Raw genomic sequence first — 24,008 nt, 5'->3', positions numbered from 1 at the left:
TTAGTAAAAGAAAACTACCAAGGAGGTAATCAAATTGAGTAACAAAAAACAAACATTGCCACCACAACACCAAGATGTACAGCCAGGACATGAAGATCTAATGAATCCATCACCTAAATTTGACGACAATTCTTACACTGGAAGTGGCAAACTAAAAAACAAGGTTGCAATCATAACTGGTGGGGATAGTGGAATTGGACGAGCAGTTGCTTTATTCTTCGCAAAAGAAGGAGCAGATATCGTTATTTCATATTTAGATGAGCAAAAAGATGCCGAAGAAACAAAAAAACATGTAGAGGCAGAGGGACAAAAATGTCATCTCATCGCTGGAGATATCGGTGATGAATCCATTTGCCAACAAATTGTTTCGGAAACAATTGATACGTTTGGACAAGTAGATATATTAGTAAACAACGCTGCCGAGCAACATCCGCAAAAAGGGATTGAAGATATAACAACTGATCAACTTGAGAGAACGTTTAAGACTAATATTTTTTCAATGTTTCATTTAACAAAAGCTGTATTACCTCATTTTAAAGAAGGCAGCACGATCGTGAATACATCATCTGTTACCGCTTATGCTGGTAATGAACAACTCATAGACTATTCTGCAACGAAAGGGGCCATTACAACATTTACTCGATCCTTAGCCCTTTCACTAGCAGGTAAAGGCATCCGCGTTAATGCAGTGGCACCTGGGCCTATCTGGACTCCGCTGATTCCGTCTACGTTCACTGCTGAACAAGTTGCATCCTTTGGAGCAGATACTCCTTTAAAACGACCTGGACAACCTGAAGAATTAGCACCTGCGTATGTTTACTTAGCAAGTGAAGATTCTTCTTATATGTCAGGTCAGATGATTCATGTAAACGGCGGGAAAATTGTCAATGGTTAAAAGTAGATGAATATATTGCTTTAGAAAAAATGCCAATATTGTCTGAATTGCACCCCAAATGTTAGATACTACTACTGGTGCAGTTCAGTCCCGGCATTTTTTTGATTTGAAAAACGGTTGAATTCTTTTTGTTACTGGTTCTTTCCAGGCTGAGTGGTTCAATTAATTAGCATAGTGGCACAATTCTTCGTGTAAGTAGTTCAATTATCTTTCCAAGCGGTGCAATTAATTCGCACAGTGGTTCAATTCTTCGATTTTACCGGTTCAATCCATTCAGAGCAGTGCAATTTTGTGGTACAACCCATAATAGGCAGATCACAACCCTTTTAAACACAAAAAAGGCTGAGATAGCTATCCCGCCTTTTTCGAATACTACTATAGATTTATTCCCACTATTCTTCCCTTTTCTTTCCGCGCCTTTTTGCAGCTATTAAAAATAAAATAAACAAACTTGGAACAAGAATAAATACACTAATTAGTGGAAGATTCAATCCTACTTTTTCTTTTATTTCATATACTTCTGCTGTTTCACGATCAAGGATAAATTCATATTCGCCATTTTCTTCTTCAAAGGAATCCCCTATTAAGAGTCCTCTTAGCTCTTTGTTTTCAGCAATTTTATTCTCCGCTATGTTAATTTTTTGGGTTACTGAAGTATTATTTATTGCCACAATGGCTGTTTCATCTTCGAATGTTCGCTTAAAGATAACCATTCCATCTTTTTCATACAAGACCTGATAATCACCTTTTGTGATCGCCGGAAGGCTCTTTCTGACTTTTGCCAATTTCGCTATCGCATCAATCAATTCTTCATCGGATTGAAAGTTTGTTAAGGCTCTATTTTCAGGTGGTGCTCCTCCGTCTAAAGCAATCTCAGTTCCATAATAAACAACAGGTGCTCCAGGTACCATGTACATATATGAAAATGCCATCTTTAATCGTAGTCCTGGATGCTGTTGATTTTCTATTGCCTTCCTAGTAAAACGAACAGTATCATCGCTATCAAGAAATGGACTTAATGTACCTGTCGATTCTTCTACTACTTTAGTGATTGAAGTAATCGGACGATCCACACTTTTAAATACGTCTGATGCTTCCTTATAAAATTGTTCATTTAATAAAGATGCAAAGCCTGCATTTTGATATGACGTGATGGTTTCAACACGGTTATCTAACAACGAACCAATAAGATAAAAGTCTTCCTTCTGCTTCTTTATCTCACTTTGAAATAACTGCCAAAATTCTACATCAACCGTGTCTGCATGATCAATATAAAATCCGTCAATATTGGTCTCACTTACCCACCACTTTGCGGTATCAATTATGTAATCCCTTGTTTCTAAATTCTCTGTAGCTAAATCAGGTAAGCCATCGTACCAACCGACTAATTTATTTTCTTCTTTTTGTATATCATTTATTAATCCCTTTTCATGAAACCAGGCTTGTTTTGTTTCATCCTGAAGCCAAGAATGATTAGGCCCTACATGGTTAGCGATAAATTCTAACATTATCTTCATATCACGTTTATGTGCCTCTTTAACTAACCGTTTGACATCATCGAGATTCCCAAAATGCTCTTCTACTTTCCTATTATCCTCAATCTGTTTTCCTGCATAATCCTCAGCTTGAAAAATTGATGATAGTGTAACTGTAGTGAAACCCATCTCTTGAAGATAATCCAGCTTCTTGATTATTCCTTCAATGTCACCACCATGGTAAGCTAAAGGATCTTTTGGATTAAAATCTGCTCCATCATTATTTGGGTTTCCATTGTGAAAACGGTCAACTACAATATAATATACCAATTCATTTTGCCATGTATTTTCTTCTTTTTCATCGGCACTTACAGGTAAGGCGTAAAAAAGAAGAAACGGGATTAGTAAAAACAAGCTTATTTGTTTATACATCGCCGCTCCCCCTATTCATTTATCGTTCCGCCTATAAGGTTATCCTTTTGTACCTCCTGCCGTCAATCCAGAAACAAAATACTTTTGAAAACATAGGAATAAAATGGCGATTGGTATCGCGATTAAAACAGAACCTGCTGCAAATTTAGTGAACTCAGCACCAAATTGATCATCAACTAATTTATACAACCCTACAGCAAGGGTAAAATTCTTTTCTGATCGAAGAAGAATGTTTGCTATGATAAAATCAGCAAAAGGAGCGATAAAAGAGAATAATGCAACCACAGCTATAATTGGCTTAGCAAGTGGCATAACTATTTGAAAAAACACTCTTAAATGTCCAGCACCATCCATTCTCGCTGATTCATCAAGTTCCTTCGGTATTGTGTCTAGATATCCTTTCATTAAATAGGTATTCATCGGAATTTGTCCACCTACATAAATCAGGATAAGTCCTAAGTGAGAATCTAATAAACCTGTTAATAAAGCCAGGACAAAAATGGCAATTAGTGCAGCAAAATTTGGTACCATTTGCAAAACCAAAAAGGTCATTAAACCATTTTTCCTGCCAATAAAACGATATCTTGAAAAGGTGTATGCTGTTAAGCTTACTAAAATAACAGTCAATGCCATTGTTAAAATACTTACCTTTAACGAATTCAAATACCAGAACAGATAATCACTTTTCTCTGTATCAAATAAAAATTGATAGTGCGATAGTGTTGCATTATCAGGAATAATCGATGACCCTGACAAGCTCTGCCCTGGATTGAAGGAAGATCCTATGATCCAAATAATTGGATATAGAATAATGACAAAGATGATTGAAATCACAAAATACGATAAGCCTAAACGAAAGTATTTTCCACTTTTTATATTCATCATTACATCATATCCTCTTCTTGGAATGATTTTGTTCTTCTAAATTGCCAAATTGCGACCGAAATAACAATAATTGAAAGTAGCATTGTGATTGCGGCAGCCTTTGAGTATTGAGCTGATGTCATTGTTAAACTATAAATCCAGGAAATTAATATATCTGTCCCTCCAGCATTTTGGTCTGGAACTGCAGGACCACCTCCATTGAATAAAAAGATGACATTGAAATTATTAAAATTGAATGTGTATTGAGTAATGATGATTGGAGCCGTTGAGAACAAGACTAGCGGCAATGTTATTTTTCGAAATTGTTGCCAGATGGTTGCCCCATCCACTTTAGCAGCCTCATATAATTCATTTGGTATTGATTGTAATACACCTGTTGTCATTGCAAAAATAAACGGAAATCCAAGCCATGTTTGGATGAAAATTAAAGCAAGTCGAGTCCATAAGGGATCAGTCATCCAAGGTATATGATCAATACCGAAGAAAGCTAGTAAGTCCGTATTAATAGTTCCAAAGGATTCGTTAAACATCCCTGCAAATACAAGAATTGACACAAATGCTGGAACAGCCCATGGCAAAATAAAAACAGTACGAATAATAGCCTTTCCTTTTAAATCCTTTTGGTTTACTAATACTGCTAGAAATACACCTAAAGCAACTTGAAGAGTTGTTGCCCCAAATGTCCATACAATTGTCCATGCTAAAACGGCGAAAAATGTTTTACGCCAAATATCTATGCTGGCGATATCAGTAAAATTTTCAAACCATACCCAGTCGACTAGCTTTGCAGGAGGAGAATGATATAAATCATAATTTGTAAAAGCTAAGAGGAACACAAAAATAATTGGTAAAATCACAACGAAGGTTAGTAGTAAAAACCCTGGAGAAATCATTAAATAAGGAAACCCATCATCAATTAAATGTTTATACTGTTCTCTAACAGAGTTTAATGGAATACGTAAGTCACGTTTCTTGCCATTGTTATAAGCATCCCTTAAGTTATAAATATAAAATGCAATCCCAAAGGTCAGCACAATTAATGCGATGATTCCATAGACTAATAAAAAGATAGAATGATCACGAGGTGTCTCTGTGCCTAATGTGATGATTCCCCATATCCCCATATCCAATAAATCCCAAAACACATATAAAAAAGCAACGGCTAAAATGAAAAAAATACTACCTTTCAATAGTTGTTTATTATAAAACTGGCCACAACCAGGAATGATAGAAAGCAAGATTGCTCTATTACGATGTTTGGACGCTGCTCTAATATCTTCCATTTGAATCTCCTTCCAACGATCGTCATAAACTAGCTTTAAACATATTTTCAGCGATTATTAAAGCTTGAGAGTGACTCAAGTAGAATCACTCCTCATAGCTCACAAGAATCAATTGAACAATGAATATCTTATTTATGATTCGCTTCTATGTTTTGATTTATTGCATTAACTGAACTATCTAAAGCCTCTTTTGGTTCGGCTTTACCTGTTACAATTGTTTGTAAGTTATCAGCCATTGGTTTCCAAACTTCGGCCATTTCTGGAATATTAGGAGTAGGTACAGCATACTCGGATTGCTCTGCAACTGCGGCTGCCACTTCATTTTCTTTTATAATAGGGTCTTCAATTAATTCTTTTACTGGTGGAACTTCATTTGTTAACTCAAATCTAATATTTGCATTTTCTGCATTCGTGATGTGTTCAATGAATTTTGTCGACCATTCAACATTTTTTGAGAAGGCTGTTACATGCCAACCTTTTACACCTACGAATGTTTTGAAGTGCTCACCATTTGGTAATGTCGGGAGTGCTGCAGCACCAATCTCAATACCAGCATCATTCATACCTTGTACCGCCCATGGTCCATTCATTACAGCAGCGACTTTTCCTTCGTTGAATAAACCATCCATCGTCGAACCGCCATTTTCACCTATGATTCCTTTTGGGAATAACTGCTCTGAATACCACTTTTGAATATATTCAGCCCCCTCAACTGCACCTTCATTATTTAAACCAACATCATCAGGATTTAATGCTCCATTTTCTTCTTTAAATACATATCCACCCATTCCACCGATAACACTATGAGCAAAATAATAATTATCCCATAAAGATAGAAAGCCGAATTGGCCATCCTTTGTAAATTCCTTTGAGAATGTATATAATTCATCCATTGTTTCTGGCGCTTTTTCCATGTGTGCCTTGTTAAACAGTAATATTGGTGTTTCAGTTGCTTTCGGTAATCCATACAATTTACCATCATACTGCTGTGCAGATACTGATGTCTCTGTAAATGTATCTAATACCGTATCATCTACTTTGATATCAGTGATAAGCCCTTCAATCACAACTTGACCGATTTGATCATGAGGGAATGTAACTACATCTGGACCTGTACCAGCTGGTCCATCAAGTCGTAGTTGATCACGCATCTCATCTGCCATTCCAACTTCTTTATATTCAATTTCAATTCCATATTCCTTTTCAAACGATTCAATTGCAGGTTCTAATGCTACCCCTCTGTCAGTATCTTCCCAGACGATTAACTTTTCTGGTTTCTCTGGCATAGTGTCTTCTGTTACTGCATCGGTCTCTGTGTCAGTTTTTTTCTCTTTGTTACCTGTTTCATCTGTAGAATCAGGTCCACACGCTGCTAAAACCCCTAACAGAAGTAGCATAATCATACAGTAAGATAAAATCTTCTTCATAATATTGACCCTCCCAATTTGTGCAAACGTTTGCGTTTTTTGTCGAGAATTGCTCAGCTAATTAATCAGTAAAGGGAATAATAGAATGATAATCTTCTAACCTATTTTCCCACCCACTTAATGAAAGCGATTGCACTCCCTACACTCACCATTGTAAGATAAAAACACTTCAACATTCAAGTGATTTTTTAAAAATTATAAAAATAACTTTATTTGACAAATATCTACTTTTTAAATAGTCTTGATCTAAACATACAAATTTTTTCACTTAAAAGATGCAATCGATTGCATGTACATTTAGTAAATAAGGAGTGATACACATTGTTATTAGAAGCAATCTATCATCGTCCACAAGATCAATATGCCTATTCTTTCGATGAAAACACATTACATATCCAATTACGAACGAAAAAAAATGATCTTAATGAGGTTGAATGCATCTTTGGTGATCCTTACGATTGGAGCGATGCAAACTGGAATAACAATACATTGAAAATGAGCATACTCTTTTCAGACAATCTATTTGATTATTGGTTTATTGAAATCAAACCACCCTTTAAGAGACTTCGCTATGGATTTAAGCTAACATCGGATGATAAAAGCTGTGTTTATACAGAAAAAGGGTTCTTTGAGAATTCTCCAAATGATATATCTGCTTATTTTTGTTTTCCTTTCTTAAATCATATTGATATATTTCGAGCACCAAATTGGGTTAAAGATACAGTTTGGTATCAGGTATTTCCTGAACGATTTGCAAATGGCGATGATTCATTAAATCCACAAGGAACGCTTCCATGGGAACATGAAGAACCGACTTCAACAAATTTTTATGGTGGAGACTTCCAAGGTATTATTGACCACTTCGATTACCTTATCGAACTAGGGATATCAGGAATTTACTTTACTCCGATATTCAAAGCACCTTCAAATCATAAATATGACACCATTGATTACTTGGAGATTGACCCCCAATTCGGTGATAAAGAAACCTTTAAACGCTTAGTAAAACTATGCCATAAGCATGGAATAAAGGTAATGCTTGATGCTGTGTTTAACCATAGCGGATTTCATTTCCAACCATTTCAGGATGTATTAACACATGGTGAGGATTCACTCTATAAAGATTGGTTTCACACTAGGGAATTCCCGCTAGTAACGAATCCAATACCGAACTATCATACATTTGCATTTGTTGAAAATATGCCGAAGCTTAATACGGAAAATGAGGATGTGAAGGAATACTTACTTAAGGTAGGTCGCTATTGGATTCAGGAATTTGATATAGATGGCTGGCGTCTAGATGTCGCAAATGAAATTGATCATCAATTTTGGAGAGAATTTAGACATGAGATGAAAAAAGTAAAACCCGACTTATTTATCCTTGGTGAAATTTGGCATGATTCCATGCCATGGTTACGGGGAGATCAGTTTGATTCGGTCATGAACTATCCATTTACCGATTGTGCACTCCGTTTTTTTGCTAAGGGAGAGATAAAAGCTATTGAATTTAGTCAAATGCTCCAAGGATATTTACAAAGGTACCCTAAAAATGTTAATAGCGTCTTATTCAACCTATTAGGAAGTCATGACACTCCAAGAATTATGACCATTGCTAATTTTGATGAGGAAAAAGTTAAATTACTATTGGCATTTCAATTAAGTTTTATAGGAACGCCCTGTATTTATTATGGAGATGAGATAGCCTTAACTGGTGATCAAGATCCTGGTTGCCGTAAATGTATGATTTGGGACAAAGAACGACAGAATCGTGATCTCCTTGAACATACGAAAAGACTAATCAAGCTCCGTAAAGACTATCCGATTATCGGAAATGGTGGTGATATAACCATTCTTGAAGCGAACAACGAGACAAACCATGTTACATTTTTAAAAAGGAATGATAAATCACAGCTTATCATCGTTATCAACAACAACAATAAAGCACAGAGTCTTCCTATTCCGTTAGATTTACAGGATAAAGTCATTGTTGATCTTTGGAAAAGCGAGGAGTTTTCAGCTCATGCAAATTCATTGTTAGTCCAATTAGATGCCTTCAGTTTTACTTTTCTATTGGTTGAGGACAAACAAAATAGTTCACTGTTCTAGTATTCACCCTCTTTTTCTATGGATTATTTTTCTGTATTCTAGGGGGCTCAAACCCTCTAGTCTCTTAAATAGCTTTGAAAAGTATGTGGAATCCATAATCCCAACCTCATGGGATATATTTGCTATTTTGTCATCTGTTGTTGCCAGCCTTTTTTTCGCTTGATTCATGCGAAATTGATTTAAATACATATGTGGTGTGACGCCAATGATTTTTTGCATACACCGCGTAATATAGTCTGGATGAAAGTGAAGTGCATTTGCTATATGCTCCATTTTAATTTCTTCCCTGAAGTGATCTTGGACATATTTCACCGTATCTTCAACAACTTGTTCTGCAGCACTCGGTATTTTACAGGCTTCCTTTTGCAAATGGAGGATAAACTCTTGGAAGTACATTTGTTGCCTTAAATGATAATCTGGCGTTTGATGACTTATACTCATTAGATTGGTAAAGATATTCTCTACAAACTTTACATTCTCTATTTCACCGAAACAAGGAAGACATAAACGATAGGAAGATGGGGTAACAAGATCTCCTTCTGATTCTTGAATATCTGCCCAATTCTCAATGCCTTCTTCAACTAAATCATAATGATTGTGAATCAAAAAATGCAGCCAATAATATTCTGTTTTCACTTGGCATCCTTTATGACCGAAGTGTTCAAATCCCGGTACCAATATAATGTATTGCCCTTCCCCAATTGTATACGCTAGGTCATCCTCAGTCATATGTAATTCTCCAGATTTAACGTAAATCAAATCAAACACAGTAAATACTCTTCTAAAGTGTTTTCTCCCTTTTTCAAATATAGCATTTCCACCTTTTATAAAGGTTGGAAATGGAGGCACTTTCATTTCAATATAGGACATTCCACATCTTCCTTCTAGTCGTATTTCTCCAAAAATGATCGTCATACTCTCTTTCTATTATACGCTATCCTCTGTAAACTAGTTAAGGATTAATAACGTTTTTATGAAGGAGTTGATAAAAATGTCATTGGAAGGAAAAGATCGTAAAATGACATTATTTGCTCTAACATGGCCAATATTTATTGAAGTAATGCTCCATATGTTGATGGGTAATGCCGACACACTTATGCTAAGCCAATACTCCGATAATTCTGTAGCTGCTGTTGGGGTATCTAATCAAATATTATTTCTTTTAATCGTCATGTTTGGATTTATTGCGACAGGAACAACGATCCTTGTTGCTCAATATTTAGGTGCGAATAACTATAAGGATGCTAAAGAAATATCATCCGTGTCTTTATCTGCAAACCTAATTATAAGTCTCATCATTAGTGTTGCCATTGTTATTGCTAGTGATAGTATCCTTAAATTAATGAACCTTCCTGATGAACTCTTAGATGAAGCTTCATTTTACTTGAAATTTGTAGGTGGATTTTCTTTTATACAAGCATTAATTATGACTGCTAGTGCTATTCTGAAAAGCTACGGTTATACAAAGGATACGATGTACCTTACCATTGGAATGAATCTGATTAATATACTTGGGAACTACCTCTTCATATTTGGTCCATTTGGTATACCAGTATTAGGTGTTCAAGGAGTAGCGATTTCAACTGTTGCCTCACGTATCATAGGACTTATTGTTATTCTCTATATATTAAAACAACGTGTTCATTTTACTCTAAATTTAAAAAAGCTTTTCAAGTTACCAATACATCACTTGAAAAACCTTTTACACATTGGTGTACCAACCGCCGGTGAACAGCTTTCTTACAATACATCACAAATGGTTATTACCTTCTTTATAACAATAATCGGAACCGAAGCACTAACGACAAAAATCTATACACAAAATCTAATGATGTTTATGATGTTGTTTAGTTTAGCTGTCAGCCAAGGTACTCAGATATTAATTGGCTATTTAATTGGAGCGAGAGATTATGAAGCAGCATATAAACGCTGTTTAAAAAGCCTTTATTCTGCTATTCTCATATCAACAACAATGGCAATCATTTTCAGTGTTTTTTCTGATAGTTTGCTAGGAATCTTCACAAGTAACGATCGGATATTAGAGGTTGGTGGGATTCTCGTCCTACTTACCATTTTGCTTGAACCAGGTCGATCATTTAACATGGTCATTATTGGTTCACTTAGAGCAGCTGGTGATATCCGATTCCCAACTTATATGGGAATCTTCTCAATGTGGTTTGTCAGTGTACCTGTTGCCTATATTTTAGGTATTCACTTTGATTTAGGGCTTATAGGTGTTTGGATTGCCTTTATTTGCGATGAATGGCTTAGAGGTATTATTATGCTATCTCGTTGGAGATCACGAGCATGGATGACGAAACGCTTTGCTCAAAAGCCAAGGGCTGAATTACAAGTAGATCTTTAACAAAAAAGGGCGAGCGCATTGATCAGCCTAGGGCAGCAAATAAGATACCTAGGAAAATACTAAACCCTAGAGAAAGGGATTTTTCTTTTTCCTTGGGGTGCTAGGCGTTGGAGCTAGACAGCAACTAAAAACCAAAGGGTCAGACCCCTCAATTTCAGAAGATAGGACCTTTACTTAGGTAAAGACTCTATCTACTGGTGTTGTTGGAGGGGTCAGACCCTTTTTAGTTCTCTAACTATTTAGTAATTTTGATTATCTTTCGTCTATATTAATATGGTAATTCTCAAACCAGATATGAATTTGTGCTAAGTGAGCAAGTAGTTGTGGTCCAGACATAAGTTGGCCAAACCATGGTACTTTGAATGCTCTTCCCTCGGTTTTAATAATTTCATCTAGTTCTTTTTTATTTAATAGCACATGTAAAATCGAATCTTTGTTGTTAACAAGTGACTGAAGCCAATTTTTCACTAGTCTAGTATACTCAGGGTTATGTGTTTTCGGGTATGGACTTTTTTTACGATATAGCACCTCATTAGGCAAAATGCCTTCTAATGCTTTTCGTAAGATACCTTTTTCACGTCCATCATGCATCTTTACATTCCAAGGAATATTCCATGCATATTCAACTAATCGATGATCTGCAAACGGTACACGAACCTCTAAGCTAGCTCCCATACTCATCCGATCCTTGCGATCTAATAAATTCGCCATAAACCACTGGATATTTAAATAAAAGAGTTGCCTTCTTTGTGCTTCAAGTTGTGATTCACCTTCAAGGAGTGGCGTTTCATTGACCGTATCTTGATAACGATTTTGAACATAATCATGTAATTTTAATTTCTCCTGCCATTCAGGTTTTAATAATTTATTTCTTTCATCTGTCGAACGCATCCAAGGAAAAGCAGAACTTTGTAGATCTTCTTTACGATGAAACCATGGATAGCCCCCAAAAATTTCATCCGCACATTCACCAGACAACCCAACAACAAAATCATTTTTAATTTCACGACAAAACCATAATAGGGAAGAATCAACGTCAGCCATTCCAGGTAAATCACGTACAGATGTTGCTTCAATTAAGTAGTCTACTAATTTCTGCTGAGATATAACACTTCTATGGTGAACGGTATTAAATGTCTCAGTCATTTTATCAATCCAGGGGCCGTCTGAATTTGGCTGAAACTCATCAGCTTTAAAAAACTTATCGTTATCTTCATAATCAATTGAGTACGTGTGTAATCTACCCTTACCTTCGCTCTTATAATGGTCAGCAGCTATCGCTGTAATTGCACTGGAGTCTAAACCTCCTGATAGAAAGGTACATAAAGGCACATCTGAAACAAGCTGCCTCTTTACTGCATCTGAAAATAAATAGCGAACCTTTTCAGCTGTTTCTGCCAATGTATCCTCATGTGGTTTACTTTCAACATTCCAGTAGCGCCACTTTTTTAATCCATCCGTTGTATAAGTTAACGCATGTGCTGGACGTAGTTCGTCAATCCCTTTAAAGACACCCAATCCTGGAGTACGTGAAGGTCCAACGCCAAATATCTCTGACAAGCCTGTTTTATCTAAGACTGCAGATACTGATGGATGAGCTAAAATGGCTTTAAGCTCGGAACCAAATAGTAGTGAGCCGTTCTCTTCTTTATAAAATAAAGGTTTAACACCTAGTCGGTCTCTTGCTATAAAAAGCTTTTCTTTAGCTGAATCCCAAATAGCAAAGGCAAAAATCCCATTAAAGTGATAAACACAATCTTCCTCCCACTCAATATAGGCTTGTAGCAGTACCTCAGTATCTGAATGTCCCTTAAATGTGTATCCTTTTGTTAAAAGCTCTTTTCTTATATCCTCCGTATTATAAAGTTCCCCATTATAGCAAACGGTGTATTCATTTCCATTTTTTATACGCGACATCGGTTGAATACCACATTCCGGGTCAACGACAATTAATCGTTTATGACCAAATAAAACGTGATTTCCACCCCAAAGGTTTGTATCATCAGGTCCACGTTTAGCTAATGTTTCTGTCATCCTTTTAACCGTATCGACTTCAGTGCTTAGATTCTTCTTAAAATGAATCCAACCGGTAATTCCACACATAAAGTACCACTCCCTAAGTAGATTCTTTCTCTGTTATCTCACGTCCTAATCCTTCCAGCAGATTTTATTTTATGCCCACCTAATTTAAATGTTGAATTGTCCAATATTAATTGATTGTGCATAAACTTTAATTTTTTTGTCTAAAACGATGATACAACTTCTTTTTATTCAAGATTTTCAACTGATGGTACATACTTACTGGAGGCTTAAATCAATGTGCTCTTACAAACGAACTGACTTATTATTAAATCAAAAGCGTTCCTACTTAATTGGTTTGATTGAGATAACAAATGATCAGTACATCATATATGATGATATGAACGATGAGTTTCATTTATTAGAAGACATAAAAGAACAACAACTAGAAGTTCTTAGTTCACAGGGCTGGAAGTCAGGAAAGTGGATTGGATTTGGGAAGGTGAAAACAGACTTTGGATTGCACCTCATCAATTGCGGGGATACTGTTCGTATTAGAAAGAGCCTTCCATTTGCACTCGATCAAATGCTTAAAGAATTACCCGATAAAACATTTATCAGCTTAATTAAACAGCTCAATTCATTAACATTTTCACCATTTGATTGTATCTATTCGTACAACCAACTTCTATTTTTAGAGAATCGAGTCCAGAAAAAAGGGGTATCCTTCTACCAAATGGATAATGAAGATTGTATCTGTGCAATTCAACACCATTTTGAGAGAGGCGTTCATTCTACAGATCGATTTGAATTGACGACAAGCCATGGTGAACGAAGCCTAATAAGTGCGATGTATTAACGATAACGATATGAAAAAATAGTCTAGGGTACATAAGCCGCTCAAGAATTAAAGGTATCCTATACCTTCAATTCTTGAGCGGCTTAACAAAAAGTGCCTGCCCATTAATGAGCAAGCACTTTCATATTTTTTAGCCGAAACTCCATATACCTAATGGCAAACGCATACCTAATAAAATTGTCAAAACAAGAATGATTAGGAACAATATCCAAGCCACCATGGCAGGCTTTCCTTTTTTCACCTTTGATAAAACCATTTCCATCATTCCGATTGTTAGAATTCCTAGAATGATTTTTCCGATATACTCACCGCTAAAGTTAGAGAGACCTGATGCGATGATAATACCTGTCACAATAATTAATACATAAAACAATCTTAGGACCATTTGAACTATTTTCGCTGGTTTTTCTTTTCCTGACGATTTTAGTAATGAATAAGCTACGAAGAATAGGATTATTGCTACTACCCATGTCGCAATATGTGCATGTGTCATTTTTTTCCTCCTTCATTCTTTTATGATTGAACAATGCTTATTTTAGCATGATTCACAAAAAAAATTAATGAATGTGACCCAATGATAAAAGATCTTGTGTCTATTTGATGAAGAACAATTATTCTCTAACCTTATTAAAGTACTTTTATCGAATTCCTCAGTACGCCTAACTCATCAATCTCAATTTCTATCACATCACCAGACTGTAAGTACTTTGGTGGATTAAATCCTTTACCAACGCCTGAAGGAGTTCCAGTTGCAATAATGTCCCCTGGTTCTAGGGTTGTTCCCTGAGAGATTGTCGAGATAATGTGTTCAATCTTAAAAATCATATCCTTTGTGTTTCCATTTTGTCTAACTTCATCATTTACACTCGTTTTTATCGCTAAATTATAAAGGTTATCAAATGCAGACTTATGAACAATATAAGGACCCATCGGGCAAGATGTATCTAAACTTTTACCAAGTAAGAATTGTTTATGTTGGCTTTGAAGATTTCTAGCTGTAATATCATTCAAAATCGTGTATCCAAACACATAATCCAATGCATCTTCTTCCTCTATTTGCTTGCCCTTTTTACCAATTACAACTGCAAGTTCACCTTCATAATCTAATTCCTGTGTCAGATGGATATGAGGATCAACTTCGTCTTCATGTCCTATGACAGCTGTTGGTGCCTTCGAAAAGAGCATGACATGTTTCGGGACATCTGCTTCACTTCCCATTTCTAAAACATGTTCATGATAGTTTTTACCAACACAAAATATATTTTTAGTAGGTCTCGGAAAAGGAGCAAGTATCTTAACATCTCCCATTGGATATAAATAGCTTTCCGAGCCCTCTTCAATATTTATTTTATCAACAATTTGTTTTACATTTTGGATAAATTTTCCACCTAACTTAATACATTCTAATAATGAGTTAGGAAATGAAGATAATTCAAATATATCCTGTTCTGCTTTTCGTAAATCAATAATTTTTTCGCCTTGAACAAGGCCGATAAACTGTTCATTGTGTATAATTGCTGTTACAAATTTCATAAATTCCCTCCAGAATAAGTAAATGGTTATGCAGAAAAAGTGGAAGCTCCTTGTTCAGACTAGGACAAATAAGACGCTTCGGAATAAAAATGTTATTCCTTCTTATCTTTTAAAATGAAAACTCTCCTACCGAATGACATACTTATTGTATACCCTAATATGAATGAATTGAACGAATACATCATGAACTTTCAGTATTTTGTCACTCAATTTGTTTATGTATCCAACATCTACTATTCGATATGGACTTACATATATCCTTTAAAATAAAATTGATGTTTCTTTTCCTTGAAAGTCTATTTTCCTTTTACTAGTATAGAAATCATTCAAAATCTGCATATTTACTACCTCTTACTATTACACCTTACCTTTTACCACTTTGTTTGTTTATGTTTATTTAGGTAATCACTTAGCTAACTAATCATTTTCATGGACTTTAATTGACTTTGAAAATTCAGTTTTTTATTAGTTAATTCCTACTAAAAACTATAGAAATTCTGTAGAATCTTGTATCTTTTTATGTTATTTTAGCGAATATGATTTTTTTTATTTATTCCGTTGTATAATAAGCTTGTCCTTTTAATAGATGGGATTTCACATCTTGTACGTACCCATTTATAAAAATAAAGTGAAGAAATGGAGTAGAAAAAATGATTATTAATGATATTGAGCTAAAAAGAAAAGATTTAATTCAAACAGCTTTGCAATTCGGTCTAAATTCGATTGAGACAATTGAACGTAGTCAAGAACTCGACACTTTGTTATTTCAGGAGATTAAATATCTTTGTGATAAAAATGTACTTACAAGGGAAGACTAAGTTACCGATTAGTTTTATATTACGTGGTAGAAGCTAAAAGCAAGGTGAAAAATAGTTTGGATTTTATTTAAGTCTAGCAATTTTCTAACTTTATCTTTACAGGTCTTCTTCCTCACAAATACCCTTCACTCTACTTACTAATAACTGATTTTTCCGCGCATATCACACATTTTCTCTTTTATATCATAAAGTGTATAAACCAAATGAATCACTATGCGTGAATCGTTTGTCAAATAATTCAAAATAAAAGGGATGTTCAAAATGCCAGCAATTGTAGGTGCATTTAAGGTAAATAGTGTTGGAACTAGTAGTATCGTTCATATCGGCGATGTGATTACGATTTCACCTTATAGTGAGGTTAAAACATTTGCTGGTGCTGGATCCTTCAACACTGGTGATGGTCTTAACATTTACAATCAGCATTCTGTTACAAATACGTATGATAATGATGTCATTGATCAACCAATAGCTGGAAATTTATAAGGAGGGTTACGGTGAATTTCTATATAAATCAGTCTATTTGTATTAATTATTTACGTGTCGGTGCTGTAAGTAATTCTTCAGTCTTGCAAATTGGAAGCGCAGGAATCATTAAGCCGCTTTCAAATCTCTATAATACAGGCTCCTTTACAGAAGAAGCTCCACAAATTCTAACAGAGACTCCTACTGGAGTTGAAACCGGTATTGATCCAGTCGGTCCAGTTGTTCCCTTGGCACCACCGACAATTGGGTCCACTGTGTAAAGCTCCACCTATTAAGTATAGGTATTCACCCATTATTCACTCCCTGCATATAGATAATATTATTAACTTTGTTTGAGGAAATAAGGTGGGTGAAGTAGTGTGTACAATCGTGATTTAATGAACTACCTTCAGCAGCTTCATCAATATATCCAAAATCAAGATCAAAGGATCAATCAGTTAACCGAAACGATCAAGAGCCTTGGTTCGGATGTTGAACAAATAAAAAATCAGCCACATACAAATATTGAAAGAATTGAATATAAGTTTGATCAATTAAAGGTCGAACATCTTGATGGCGTATTAAATATTGGATTAAACCCAACTGAACCTGGGCAAGTTGATAACTTCGATGTTCAACAAAGAGGAATGAATGTAAACGGCGCTCAACAAGAGCTGAGAGAGCAACTATTTCAGCAGTGTCGTGATGAGGTTAATCAATTTTTAAATGATGAATGTCATACTTACATTGAACAGGCCGAAAAACATTATAATTTACAGCTAGATGAACCACATCGAAGACATATTATTGAGGATATTCGTAAACAAATCGATAGTCGTATTCAATATTACCTGTCTGGCCAATCATTGTCTGAGCATGATTCCTTATTAGATAAAAAACAGGAGATCCTCTTACTGGTTAAGAAAGATGTTGAAAACTCAATAAAGCACTTTTTAAATCATTTACCCAAGGGTCCCAAGTGATTTTTCAGGGAGAATAAGGAGTGATACCTTATGAATTTTACAGTTATTAATCATGATTTGCAGGTTGGAGCAATCAAGATTGTTGGTGTTTCAAGCTCTTCTGTTTTTTTAATTGGTGATGCAAATACGATTACACTCTCATCTGTATTTGATACCCCACCGGAATCTCTTATTATTGGTGCATTTGTACCGTTGGCTCCACAATGATTAGTCGATTCTCTAAAGTCAAAACAGTCTATACTAACTCAATTGGTCTGAGCTCTATCTTTACAATTGGTGATTCGAATCAAATAACTCCCTCTGTTAAAGTGTTGGCTGTTCAAAGAGAGCATGAGGTTTACTATGGAAAGGAAGGAAGTCTTTCTCAGTACCCAATCTTTGAAGAAGATATTCCACAACCAATTTTATATGAACAACTAGCCACTAATTTTTTCCATAAAAAACCAAGTATAAACGTGCAGACAATCAATATAACTGCGTTATCAAGCTCTGCTGTATTTCAAATTGGATCTACTAAAGATATTATTTGTGAATCGCGGATGAAGCATATTCGACAGTTAAAAAATTAAAGTAGCGCATAGAACCCATTCAGTGACGAATGAACTAAAGCACTCCGCAATGAGCTGAAGGAAACAAGAAAAGCGATAACTTCTGATCGTATGAAAGGCTGTTTTCGCAAAGATTGTTGTTTTCCGTACAAAGTACTGATGTACACGTTTTACGATATCTTCGTGCTCTTTTCGCTAAATTACTCTACTATCCCTTTGGAGATAGATTCAATTTACATCATAAAAATCCAAATGCCAATTTTTATTGGTACTAGAGCAACAATCTTTTAGAAAAGAGCCTATGAAAAAGAACAATCCTTCAAACATATGCATATGGTAAAGTACCCACGAAATCGAAAAGGATGTTTTCATATGCCAGCAATTGTAGGCCCAATAAAGATTAATAGCGTAGGTGGCGGAGTTGTCAATTTCGGAGATTCTTTTTATCTATCTCCAAAAAGTCAGTCAAAAACCGCCTCTGGTTCTGGAGGCGGCAATACAGGTGATTTCCATATTGTAAATAATGGTATTAATGCTACAAATATGATTGATCCCGATGTAACAGATCAAAATATGGTTGCAAATAATTAAGGGCTGATTTCGCAAAGATTGTTGTTTTTCGTAATAAGTAAATCTTTACGAATTCTGCATATCTTCGTGCTCTTTTCGTTAAATGACTCTGATATACCTCTAGAGATCACTTCAATTTAGATCATAAAAATCCAAAAGCCGATTTTTATACGTACTAGAGCAACAAACTTTTAGAAAAGATCCTAATTAAGAACGTCCTGAGGATAGTTAGCAATGTTAAATTGAGTTTTCAACATGAAAAATAGTTGAAAATAATGATGAATTAAATTTTTTTGTGGATTTCCTAATTTTTTCTACAACTTTCTTTCTGGTTCACTTGATCTATGTCCTTGTAGCCTCACCTAAAATTAAAGTTCATGAAAAAATAACCCCATGTAACTAGGGTTTAAAAAGGACTATCAAATTGATAGTCTCTTTTTTATGTTTATGCAAGTCATCTCATATGCATCGTTTTAAGTTCAGTTTGTTATAATAACACCAAATAGCGTTTACGCCTTCTCTCCTTTGACATACTTGTTTTAACCATTTTACTCGAATGCTGCTTAGTTTGATATCCATTCATCATTGTTCAACGGAGAGAGTTTCCGATGGTAGTCCCTTAACCTCATGTCTTCCACATATTTCGCAACTACCTATGTCACGTGCGATTATTCTTATCCCTACCTAGTTGACAATGCAATAACTGCTAGGTCCCCTTATTTGCTAAACACTTATTCTCAGTGAAGTCGAAACATTGCCTATATTGATTCCAAGTAAACCGTCGTCCCTTTACCCGAGGGCTCTGCGGATACGACGATTAGTTTTCGTGGCAATCTTGCGCGAAGTTCTTGAACATGGCTGATCACACCCACTGATAGGTCCTGTGCTTGAAGCTTTTCTAGTGCAGTTATCACCGTATCAAGCAGTTCAACATCCAGAGTTCCAAATCCTTCATCAAGGAAGAAGAATTGCAATGGAAATTCTCCTCGCAGTTGGATTTGGGTTGATAAAGATAAAGCCAATGCAAGAGAAGTAAGAAATGTTTCTCCTCCGGATAGTGATGATACTGGTCTTCTGACCCCACCATTTGCATCATCTCTCATAATAAATCCACCTTGAGAATCTACTTCAATCGCATACCTGCCACGAGTTAAAAAGCTAAGTCGTTCCGACGCATCTCGACTTACTTGTTCAAGTTGCTCTTCAGCTACATATTCAACAAAACTATTCCCCTTGAATACAGATTGTAGCTTTTCAAGTTTTGACAGCATGTCATCGAGTACTTTTGATTGATTTTCAATTTCCATAAAACGACCATGTTTTTCTAGAAGTATTTGTAAGGCATTATCGGCAGCACCTTTACTCCCTACAGCTTCTTCAACTTGGTCTTTTATCTCGGCTTTTATTTGTTGGATTTGATTCCATTCTTCAACTCCTAGCTTTTTACCGGAGAGCTTTTCATCAATACGTTGTAGGTCTATATGAACTTGCTTTAATTTATCCGTATAACGTTCTATTTCTTCCTTCATTTGTTGTTTTCTTGCCCCTGCTAAAAGAGAAGCAAGTGTTTCTTCTATTGTCTTGAAAGCAGTATGTTCACAGGCTGAATACCAATCTTTTGCTGTATCTTCAAGCTTTCGACTTGTTTGATTGAATGTTTTTTCATCTGCTGCTAGCTGGCTTTGCAATTGATGAAGTTTGTTAGACCTTTGCTGCCATAATTGATACAATTCGTTTTCAGTTTCAGTTAGCTGCTTTAATTGTGTTTCAGTCACATTAATTAACTGACTAATTTGAATATCTGCATCAACTTCTTTTAGCCTTTCTTGTTTTTCAACAATCTGTTTTTCACTATTCTTAATAGCAACATGTAATTCTATTTCTCTTTCGTTTAGTTGTTGATTTTTATTTTCCTGCTCTTTGACCATTCCTTCTTGTTCCTCTATAAATGCTACGCTTTTATGAATCCGTTCACTTAATGCTTCAAAAGCTTCGTCTTTTTCGACTAAATCTTTTTGTATTCGCTCAACCTCTTCTAGTGGAATTGTTTCGAAACGTCTAGAATAGTCCTCATGCTCTTGTTCGTATTTTTGTTTATACGTAATTTGCTTGTTTACCCATTCATCTGTATCTATAGTCGCTGAAGTGATAAAGTCCTTCCGTCGAGTCATTTCCTGCTGAAGCTCGCGCATTTGTTTACTCTGTTTTTCAAGACGCTCTTTTACTTGTAGATACTCTTGAGCAATTCCCTTAAATTCAGTGTGAAACTTCTTGTACCCAAGTTGCGTGGGTATCTCTTTTTTGTTTGTAATGATTTCATCTATTTGTATTTCTTCTATTTGTTTCATGTCTCTTAGAAAAGGAAAATCTGATACTACTTGTTGTGAAGTCGCTTCTAACTTGATTTTTATCGAATGACTTTCCTGATTTAAGCTTTGCAATCGTTCGAGTTCTATTTTCACTTGATCCGATTGTTTGCTACTTTCAGTTTCCCTCTCATCATCAGGATGAATTGGACTTGGGTGGCTACATGACCCACATACTGGACATGGCTTTCCATCACTCAATTGCAAAACAAGCTCTTGAGCTAGTTTATCACTCTTCGCCTTTTCTTCCTTTGCAAGTAATTCATCCAGCTCATGCTTTATATATTGGATGTAATTTGCATGTTCTCTTTCACGCTCTGAAGTAATCGCGTAGAGTTGATTTACGTGAATAAATTGCTCTTGAATTTGTTTTTCTCGAGTTGTTAACTCTTCAGTTAACATCGTAAGCTGCTGTTTTTCTTGATTAATCTTTTTTTCCTTTTTGCTAACTAACTCGATCGTTTCTGCTAAAAGATTGTGACACTGAGTAACTTTATGCTTAGCTTCTAAAGCAGAACGTATATGCTCTCGATCCTTTGCTGAAACTGTTTTTGTTTTTTGCTCATCCTTTAATTGTTGTTGTTTTGTTAGCGCCTTTTCAACCAATGCTTGTGCCTTCGACAATAATTCAGTGCCCGTTTTACGTTGTTCCTGAAGCTGCTGATTTTTTTGTTTAAGCTCGTTTACTTGCTTTTGTTCATTCTTTACATCATTTTCTACTTTTTGCAGCTGAAAAAGCCTCTCCCGTTTCGTTACTAAAATCGGCTCTTGTTCTGCTTTTGTTTTCCGAATTTCTTCATACGCATGACTAGTTTTTTCATACTGTTCCTTCATTTCGAGATACAGTTTTTTTGAGGAGACAAGGTTGATTTCTGCTTCTTTGACTTCCTGTTTGAGAGATTGAAACGACTCTGCATATGGACGTAAGAATTCTGCTTCCTCTGCCCTTTTCAACTGACCTTGAATAGCTCCAATCGTATTTTTCTCAGCTTCGATGAGGGTTTTTTGCTTTTCAAATTCGGCTTTCTGCTGTTGTAATTGCCAAATCTCCTGCTTTGCCTCGTGCTCTTTCGTAACATCCTCTAATTCTTTATTTCGCTTCTTTAAAAGCACTTCAGCTTCCTTAAGACGCTCTTTCGCATCAGTTACGGCTTCAGATGATGCGTTACCCAAGCCTGTTTTTTCCGCTTCTAGTTCATTCCGGTTTATCTTTGTTGTCGTTAGCTTTCTTTTTAACTTTTTCATTAACTGATCGCCATATTGTTCAAGATGAAATAGGCGTTGGAGCATTTGTCTCCGTTCAGCTCCCTTTAATGAAAGAAACTCAGCAAATTTACCTTGTGGAAGAACGACCGCACGAGTAAAATCATCGATCGTTAATCCTAATAGACCATATACTTTATCGTTCACATCGACTGCTTTATCAGCAAGTACAATCGTTTCTTCACCGACTTCTATTAAACGACAGATAGAGGTTTTCACTCTAACCTCATCTGTTCGTTTAAAGACACGTTCAACGGTGTATCTTTTCTTAACAGAAGCATTCTCTAGCTCAAATGTGAAAGACACGGTAAGTTGATCTTCAGCATGGTTTAATATCCCATGCGTGTTATTCATCGCACGTTCCACTTTTCCATATAAAGCTAGTGTCATTGCATCTAAGATTGATGATTTCCCACTACCAGTTGGCCCGAAAATCCCAAATATCCCACCATCACATAATGAATCAAAATCAATCGTCTGTTTTTCTCTAAAACTATGCAAACCAGCTACTGTTAATTGGATTGGTTTCATTCCTCATCACTCCCCTCAAGATCATCATCCTGTTGGACTAGCTCTAGGAAAAGCTTCACTAGTTCTTGTTCAGGCTTAGCTCCACCAGTTTGCTTTTCATAAAATTGGGTGAATAATTGATCTATTGGCATATTGGTTTGTCTTGATGCGGCAACCTCAAGTTCTTGTTGAAATACCGGTCGAATATGAATAAAACCTGGATGCCATTTTCGTAGTCGATGAATTTCTTCAATTGATAGAGTTGAGGTTAAATGAATTTCTAAGTCAATCCAAGCTGTTGCATCTCGGCCTTCCTCTAACCAAGTGTGTACCTGACTAATCCCCTCTGTTGCTTTCCACCTTACAAGTGGCTTTCCTGATGATAAAGGAATCTCTTTCATGATAACTGGCTGATTTGGCTTAGCATCTAAGATTGTTACTGACTTCGAATAGCCAATTTCTGAAAAACTGTATGCTAATGGTGAACCTGAATATCTCGTTAATGTACTAGCTCGTTTTATCGTTTGCGGGCGATGTAAATGCCCCAATGCTACGTACTGAGCAGTTTCTGGCATGCTTGTTGCCGCAACCGTATAGGCGCCACCTACTTCAATTGGCCGTTCAGAGTCTGTTGAGCTTCCACCGGCAACATGGATATGGCTCATCGCCATGTTTACTGTATCTGATTGAAACTGCTTGCTCATAATTGAAAAAATATCTCTGATCTTTTCATCATACTTATTTCGTAAAAGAACTTCATCATGCGTTTCTGAAAGGACTTGTTCGAGCCTAGCTTCTGATGGGTAAGCAAGAGCCGCAACAACCATTTGTTGCTGTGCTCTTGGAACATCCACTTTTAGTACCTCTGACATTGGGTAACCAATCAAATGAATCGAATGGTTACCAGCTAATGGTGATGCTGCTGATAGCCGGTCTGGATTATCATGATTCCCGGCGATGACGATAATCGGACGTTTCCCAAAATCAGATAATCTCGAAATTCCATCATAAAACAACTTCTCTGCTGCTGCGGGTGGATTAACCGTATCAAACGCATCACCTGCCATTAAAATAATGTCAACTTGTTCATCTTCCACAATCTGAACAAGTTCATCGATAAAATCTGCTTGCTCTGCTAAGCGGCTTCGTCCTTCTAATGACCTACCAAGGTGCCAATCTGCGGTATGCAATATTCGCATGTATTTTACT

At 36.0% G+C, this 24,008-nt stretch carries 21 protein-coding genes; 11 read left to right on the top strand and 10 right to left on the bottom strand.

Translation table 11 applies throughout. The features are described from left to right. Positions 1–28 precede the first annotated feature (28 nt). Positions 29–895 carry an SDR family oxidoreductase gene (locus AC6CHR_RS02465; protein WP_498247181.1) on the top strand — a complete coding sequence of 289 codons (867 nt, stop codon included), beginning with the start codon at positions 29–31 and terminating at the stop codon, positions 893–895. Positions 896–1,287: 392 nt separating this feature from the next. On the opposite strand, the gene AC6CHR_RS02460 is transcribed toward AC6CHR_RS02465, so the two are convergent. The 4 genes from AC6CHR_RS02460 to AC6CHR_RS02445 all read right to left on the bottom strand — a co-directional run bounded on the left by AC6CHR_RS02460 (position 1,288) and on the right by AC6CHR_RS02445 (position 6,397). Further along, positions 1,288–2,802, bottom strand: coding sequence for an alpha-amylase family glycosyl hydrolase (locus AC6CHR_RS02460; RefSeq protein ID WP_498246895.1), 1,515 nt, complete (start codon positions 2,800–2,802; stop codon positions 1,288–1,290). Positions 2,803–2,841: 39 nt separating this feature from the next. Continuing rightward, positions 2,842–3,684: a sugar ABC transporter permease gene (locus AC6CHR_RS02455; RefSeq protein WP_498247180.1), complete on the bottom strand. Its 843-nt coding sequence runs from the start codon at positions 3,682–3,684 to the stop codon at positions 2,842–2,844. Positions 3,685–3,686: 2 nt separating this feature from the next. Continuing rightward, positions 3,687–4,970 carry a carbohydrate ABC transporter permease gene (locus AC6CHR_RS02450; protein WP_498246894.1) on the bottom strand — a complete coding sequence of 428 codons (1,284 nt, stop codon included), beginning with the start codon at positions 4,968–4,970 and terminating at the stop codon, positions 3,687–3,689. A 128-nt stretch (positions 4,971–5,098) separates the two neighbouring features. Then, the gene (locus tag AC6CHR_RS02445) at positions 5,099–6,397 is read right to left on the bottom strand and encodes an extracellular solute-binding protein (RefSeq protein WP_498246893.1); all 1,299 of its coding nucleotides are present in this window, start codon (positions 6,395–6,397) and stop codon (positions 5,099–5,101) included. Between the two features lie 321 nt (positions 6,398–6,718). Between AC6CHR_RS02445 and AC6CHR_RS02440 the strand changes: the two genes are divergently transcribed. Continuing rightward, positions 6,719–8,503, top strand: a complete 1,785-nt coding sequence (locus tag AC6CHR_RS02440) for an alpha-glycosidase (RefSeq protein ID WP_498246892.1) — start codon at positions 6,719–6,721, stop codon at positions 8,501–8,503. 3 nt (positions 8,504–8,506) lie between these two features. Here AC6CHR_RS02440 and AC6CHR_RS02435 read toward each other — a convergent pair whose 3' ends face one another. Further along, complete coding sequence (locus AC6CHR_RS02435; RefSeq protein ID WP_498246891.1) at positions 8,507–9,418, bottom strand: helix-turn-helix transcriptional regulator; 912 nt, start codon at positions 9,416–9,418, stop codon at positions 8,507–8,509. A 76-nt stretch (positions 9,419–9,494) separates the two neighbouring features. Between AC6CHR_RS02435 and AC6CHR_RS02430 the strand changes: the two genes are divergently transcribed. Then, positions 9,495–10,868 carry an MATE family efflux transporter gene (locus AC6CHR_RS02430; protein ID WP_498246890.1) on the top strand — a complete coding sequence of 458 codons (1,374 nt, stop codon included), beginning with the start codon at positions 9,495–9,497 and terminating at the stop codon, positions 10,866–10,868. A 252-nt stretch (positions 10,869–11,120) separates the two neighbouring features. On the opposite strand, the gene asnB is transcribed toward AC6CHR_RS02430, so the two are convergent. Continuing rightward, positions 11,121–12,971, bottom strand: coding sequence for an asparagine synthase (glutamine-hydrolyzing) (asnB, locus tag AC6CHR_RS02425; RefSeq protein ID WP_498246889.1), 1,851 nt, complete (start codon positions 12,969–12,971; stop codon positions 11,121–11,123). A 214-nt stretch (positions 12,972–13,185) separates the two neighbouring features. Between asnB and AC6CHR_RS02420 the strand changes: the two genes are divergently transcribed. Next, complete coding sequence (locus AC6CHR_RS02420) at positions 13,186–13,746, top strand: DUF2777 family protein (RefSeq protein ID WP_498246888.1); 561 nt, start codon at positions 13,186–13,188, stop codon at positions 13,744–13,746. Between the two features lie 130 nt (positions 13,747–13,876). On the opposite strand, the gene AC6CHR_RS02415 is transcribed toward AC6CHR_RS02420, so the two are convergent. Together AC6CHR_RS02415 and AC6CHR_RS02410 are read right to left on the bottom strand one after the other, a co-directional pair. Next, positions 13,877–14,239: a YisL family protein gene (locus tag AC6CHR_RS02415; RefSeq protein ID WP_498246887.1), complete on the bottom strand. Its 363-nt coding sequence runs from the start codon at positions 14,237–14,239 to the stop codon at positions 13,877–13,879. Positions 14,240–14,373: 134 nt separating this feature from the next. Further along, positions 14,374–15,279, bottom strand: coding sequence for a fumarylacetoacetate hydrolase family protein (locus AC6CHR_RS02410; protein ID WP_498246886.1), 906 nt, complete (start codon positions 15,277–15,279; stop codon positions 14,374–14,376). Between the two features lie 650 nt (positions 15,280–15,929). On the opposite strand from AC6CHR_RS02410, the gene AC6CHR_RS02405 reads away from it, so the two are divergent. The 7 genes from AC6CHR_RS02405 to AC6CHR_RS02375 all read left to right on the top strand — a co-directional run bounded on the left by AC6CHR_RS02405 (position 15,930) and on the right by AC6CHR_RS02375 (position 18,681). Continuing rightward, the gene (locus AC6CHR_RS02405; RefSeq protein ID WP_498246885.1) at positions 15,930–16,097 is read left to right on the top strand and encodes an aspartyl-phosphate phosphatase Spo0E family protein; all 168 of its coding nucleotides are present in this window, start codon (positions 15,930–15,932) and stop codon (positions 16,095–16,097) included. A gap of 261 nt (positions 16,098–16,358) precedes the next feature. After that, positions 16,359–16,580 carry a spore germination protein gene (locus AC6CHR_RS02400; RefSeq protein ID WP_498246884.1) on the top strand — a complete coding sequence of 74 codons (222 nt, stop codon included), beginning with the start codon at positions 16,359–16,361 and terminating at the stop codon, positions 16,578–16,580. 11 nt (positions 16,581–16,591) lie between these two features. Next, positions 16,592–16,840 (top strand): spore germination protein GerPB, encoded by a 249-nt coding sequence (locus AC6CHR_RS02395; protein WP_498246883.1) that lies wholly within the window; start codon positions 16,592–16,594, stop codon positions 16,838–16,840. 99 nt (positions 16,841–16,939) lie between these two features. Continuing rightward, positions 16,940–17,542, top strand: a complete 603-nt coding sequence (gerPC, locus tag AC6CHR_RS02390) for a spore germination protein GerPC (protein WP_498246882.1) — start codon at positions 16,940–16,942, stop codon at positions 17,540–17,542. A 30-nt stretch (positions 17,543–17,572) separates the two neighbouring features. Continuing rightward, positions 17,573–17,749 (top strand): spore germination protein GerPD, encoded by a 177-nt coding sequence (locus AC6CHR_RS02385; RefSeq protein WP_498246880.1) that lies wholly within the window; start codon positions 17,573–17,575, stop codon positions 17,747–17,749. Beyond that, positions 17,746–18,111: a spore germination protein GerPE gene (locus AC6CHR_RS02380; protein ID WP_498246879.1), complete on the top strand. Its 366-nt coding sequence runs from the start codon at positions 17,746–17,748 to the stop codon at positions 18,109–18,111. The genes AC6CHR_RS02385 and AC6CHR_RS02380 overlap by 4 nt, the downstream gene beginning before the upstream one ends. A 351-nt stretch (positions 18,112–18,462) precedes the next feature. Continuing rightward, positions 18,463–18,681 (top strand): spore germination protein, encoded by a 219-nt coding sequence (locus AC6CHR_RS02375; protein WP_498246878.1) that lies wholly within the window; start codon positions 18,463–18,465, stop codon positions 18,679–18,681. Positions 18,682–19,418: 737 nt separating this feature from the next. Here AC6CHR_RS02375 and AC6CHR_RS02370 read toward each other — a convergent pair. Both AC6CHR_RS02370 and AC6CHR_RS02365 read right to left on the bottom strand, forming a co-directional pair. After that, positions 19,419–22,820: an SbcC/MukB-like Walker B domain-containing protein gene (locus tag AC6CHR_RS02370; protein WP_498246877.1), complete on the bottom strand. Its 3,402-nt coding sequence runs from the start codon at positions 22,818–22,820 to the stop codon at positions 19,419–19,421. After that, entirely contained in the window at positions 22,817–23,998 is a 1,182-nt protein-coding gene (locus tag AC6CHR_RS02365) for an exonuclease SbcCD subunit D (protein WP_498246876.1), read from the bottom strand. The genes AC6CHR_RS02370 and AC6CHR_RS02365 overlap by 4 nt, the downstream gene beginning before the upstream one ends. Between the last annotated feature and the right edge of the window lie 10 nt (positions 23,999–24,008).

Source organism: Metabacillus sp. GQ13, assembly GCF_059758525.1.
This window is presented reverse-complemented; position numbering and strand designations above follow the sequence as displayed.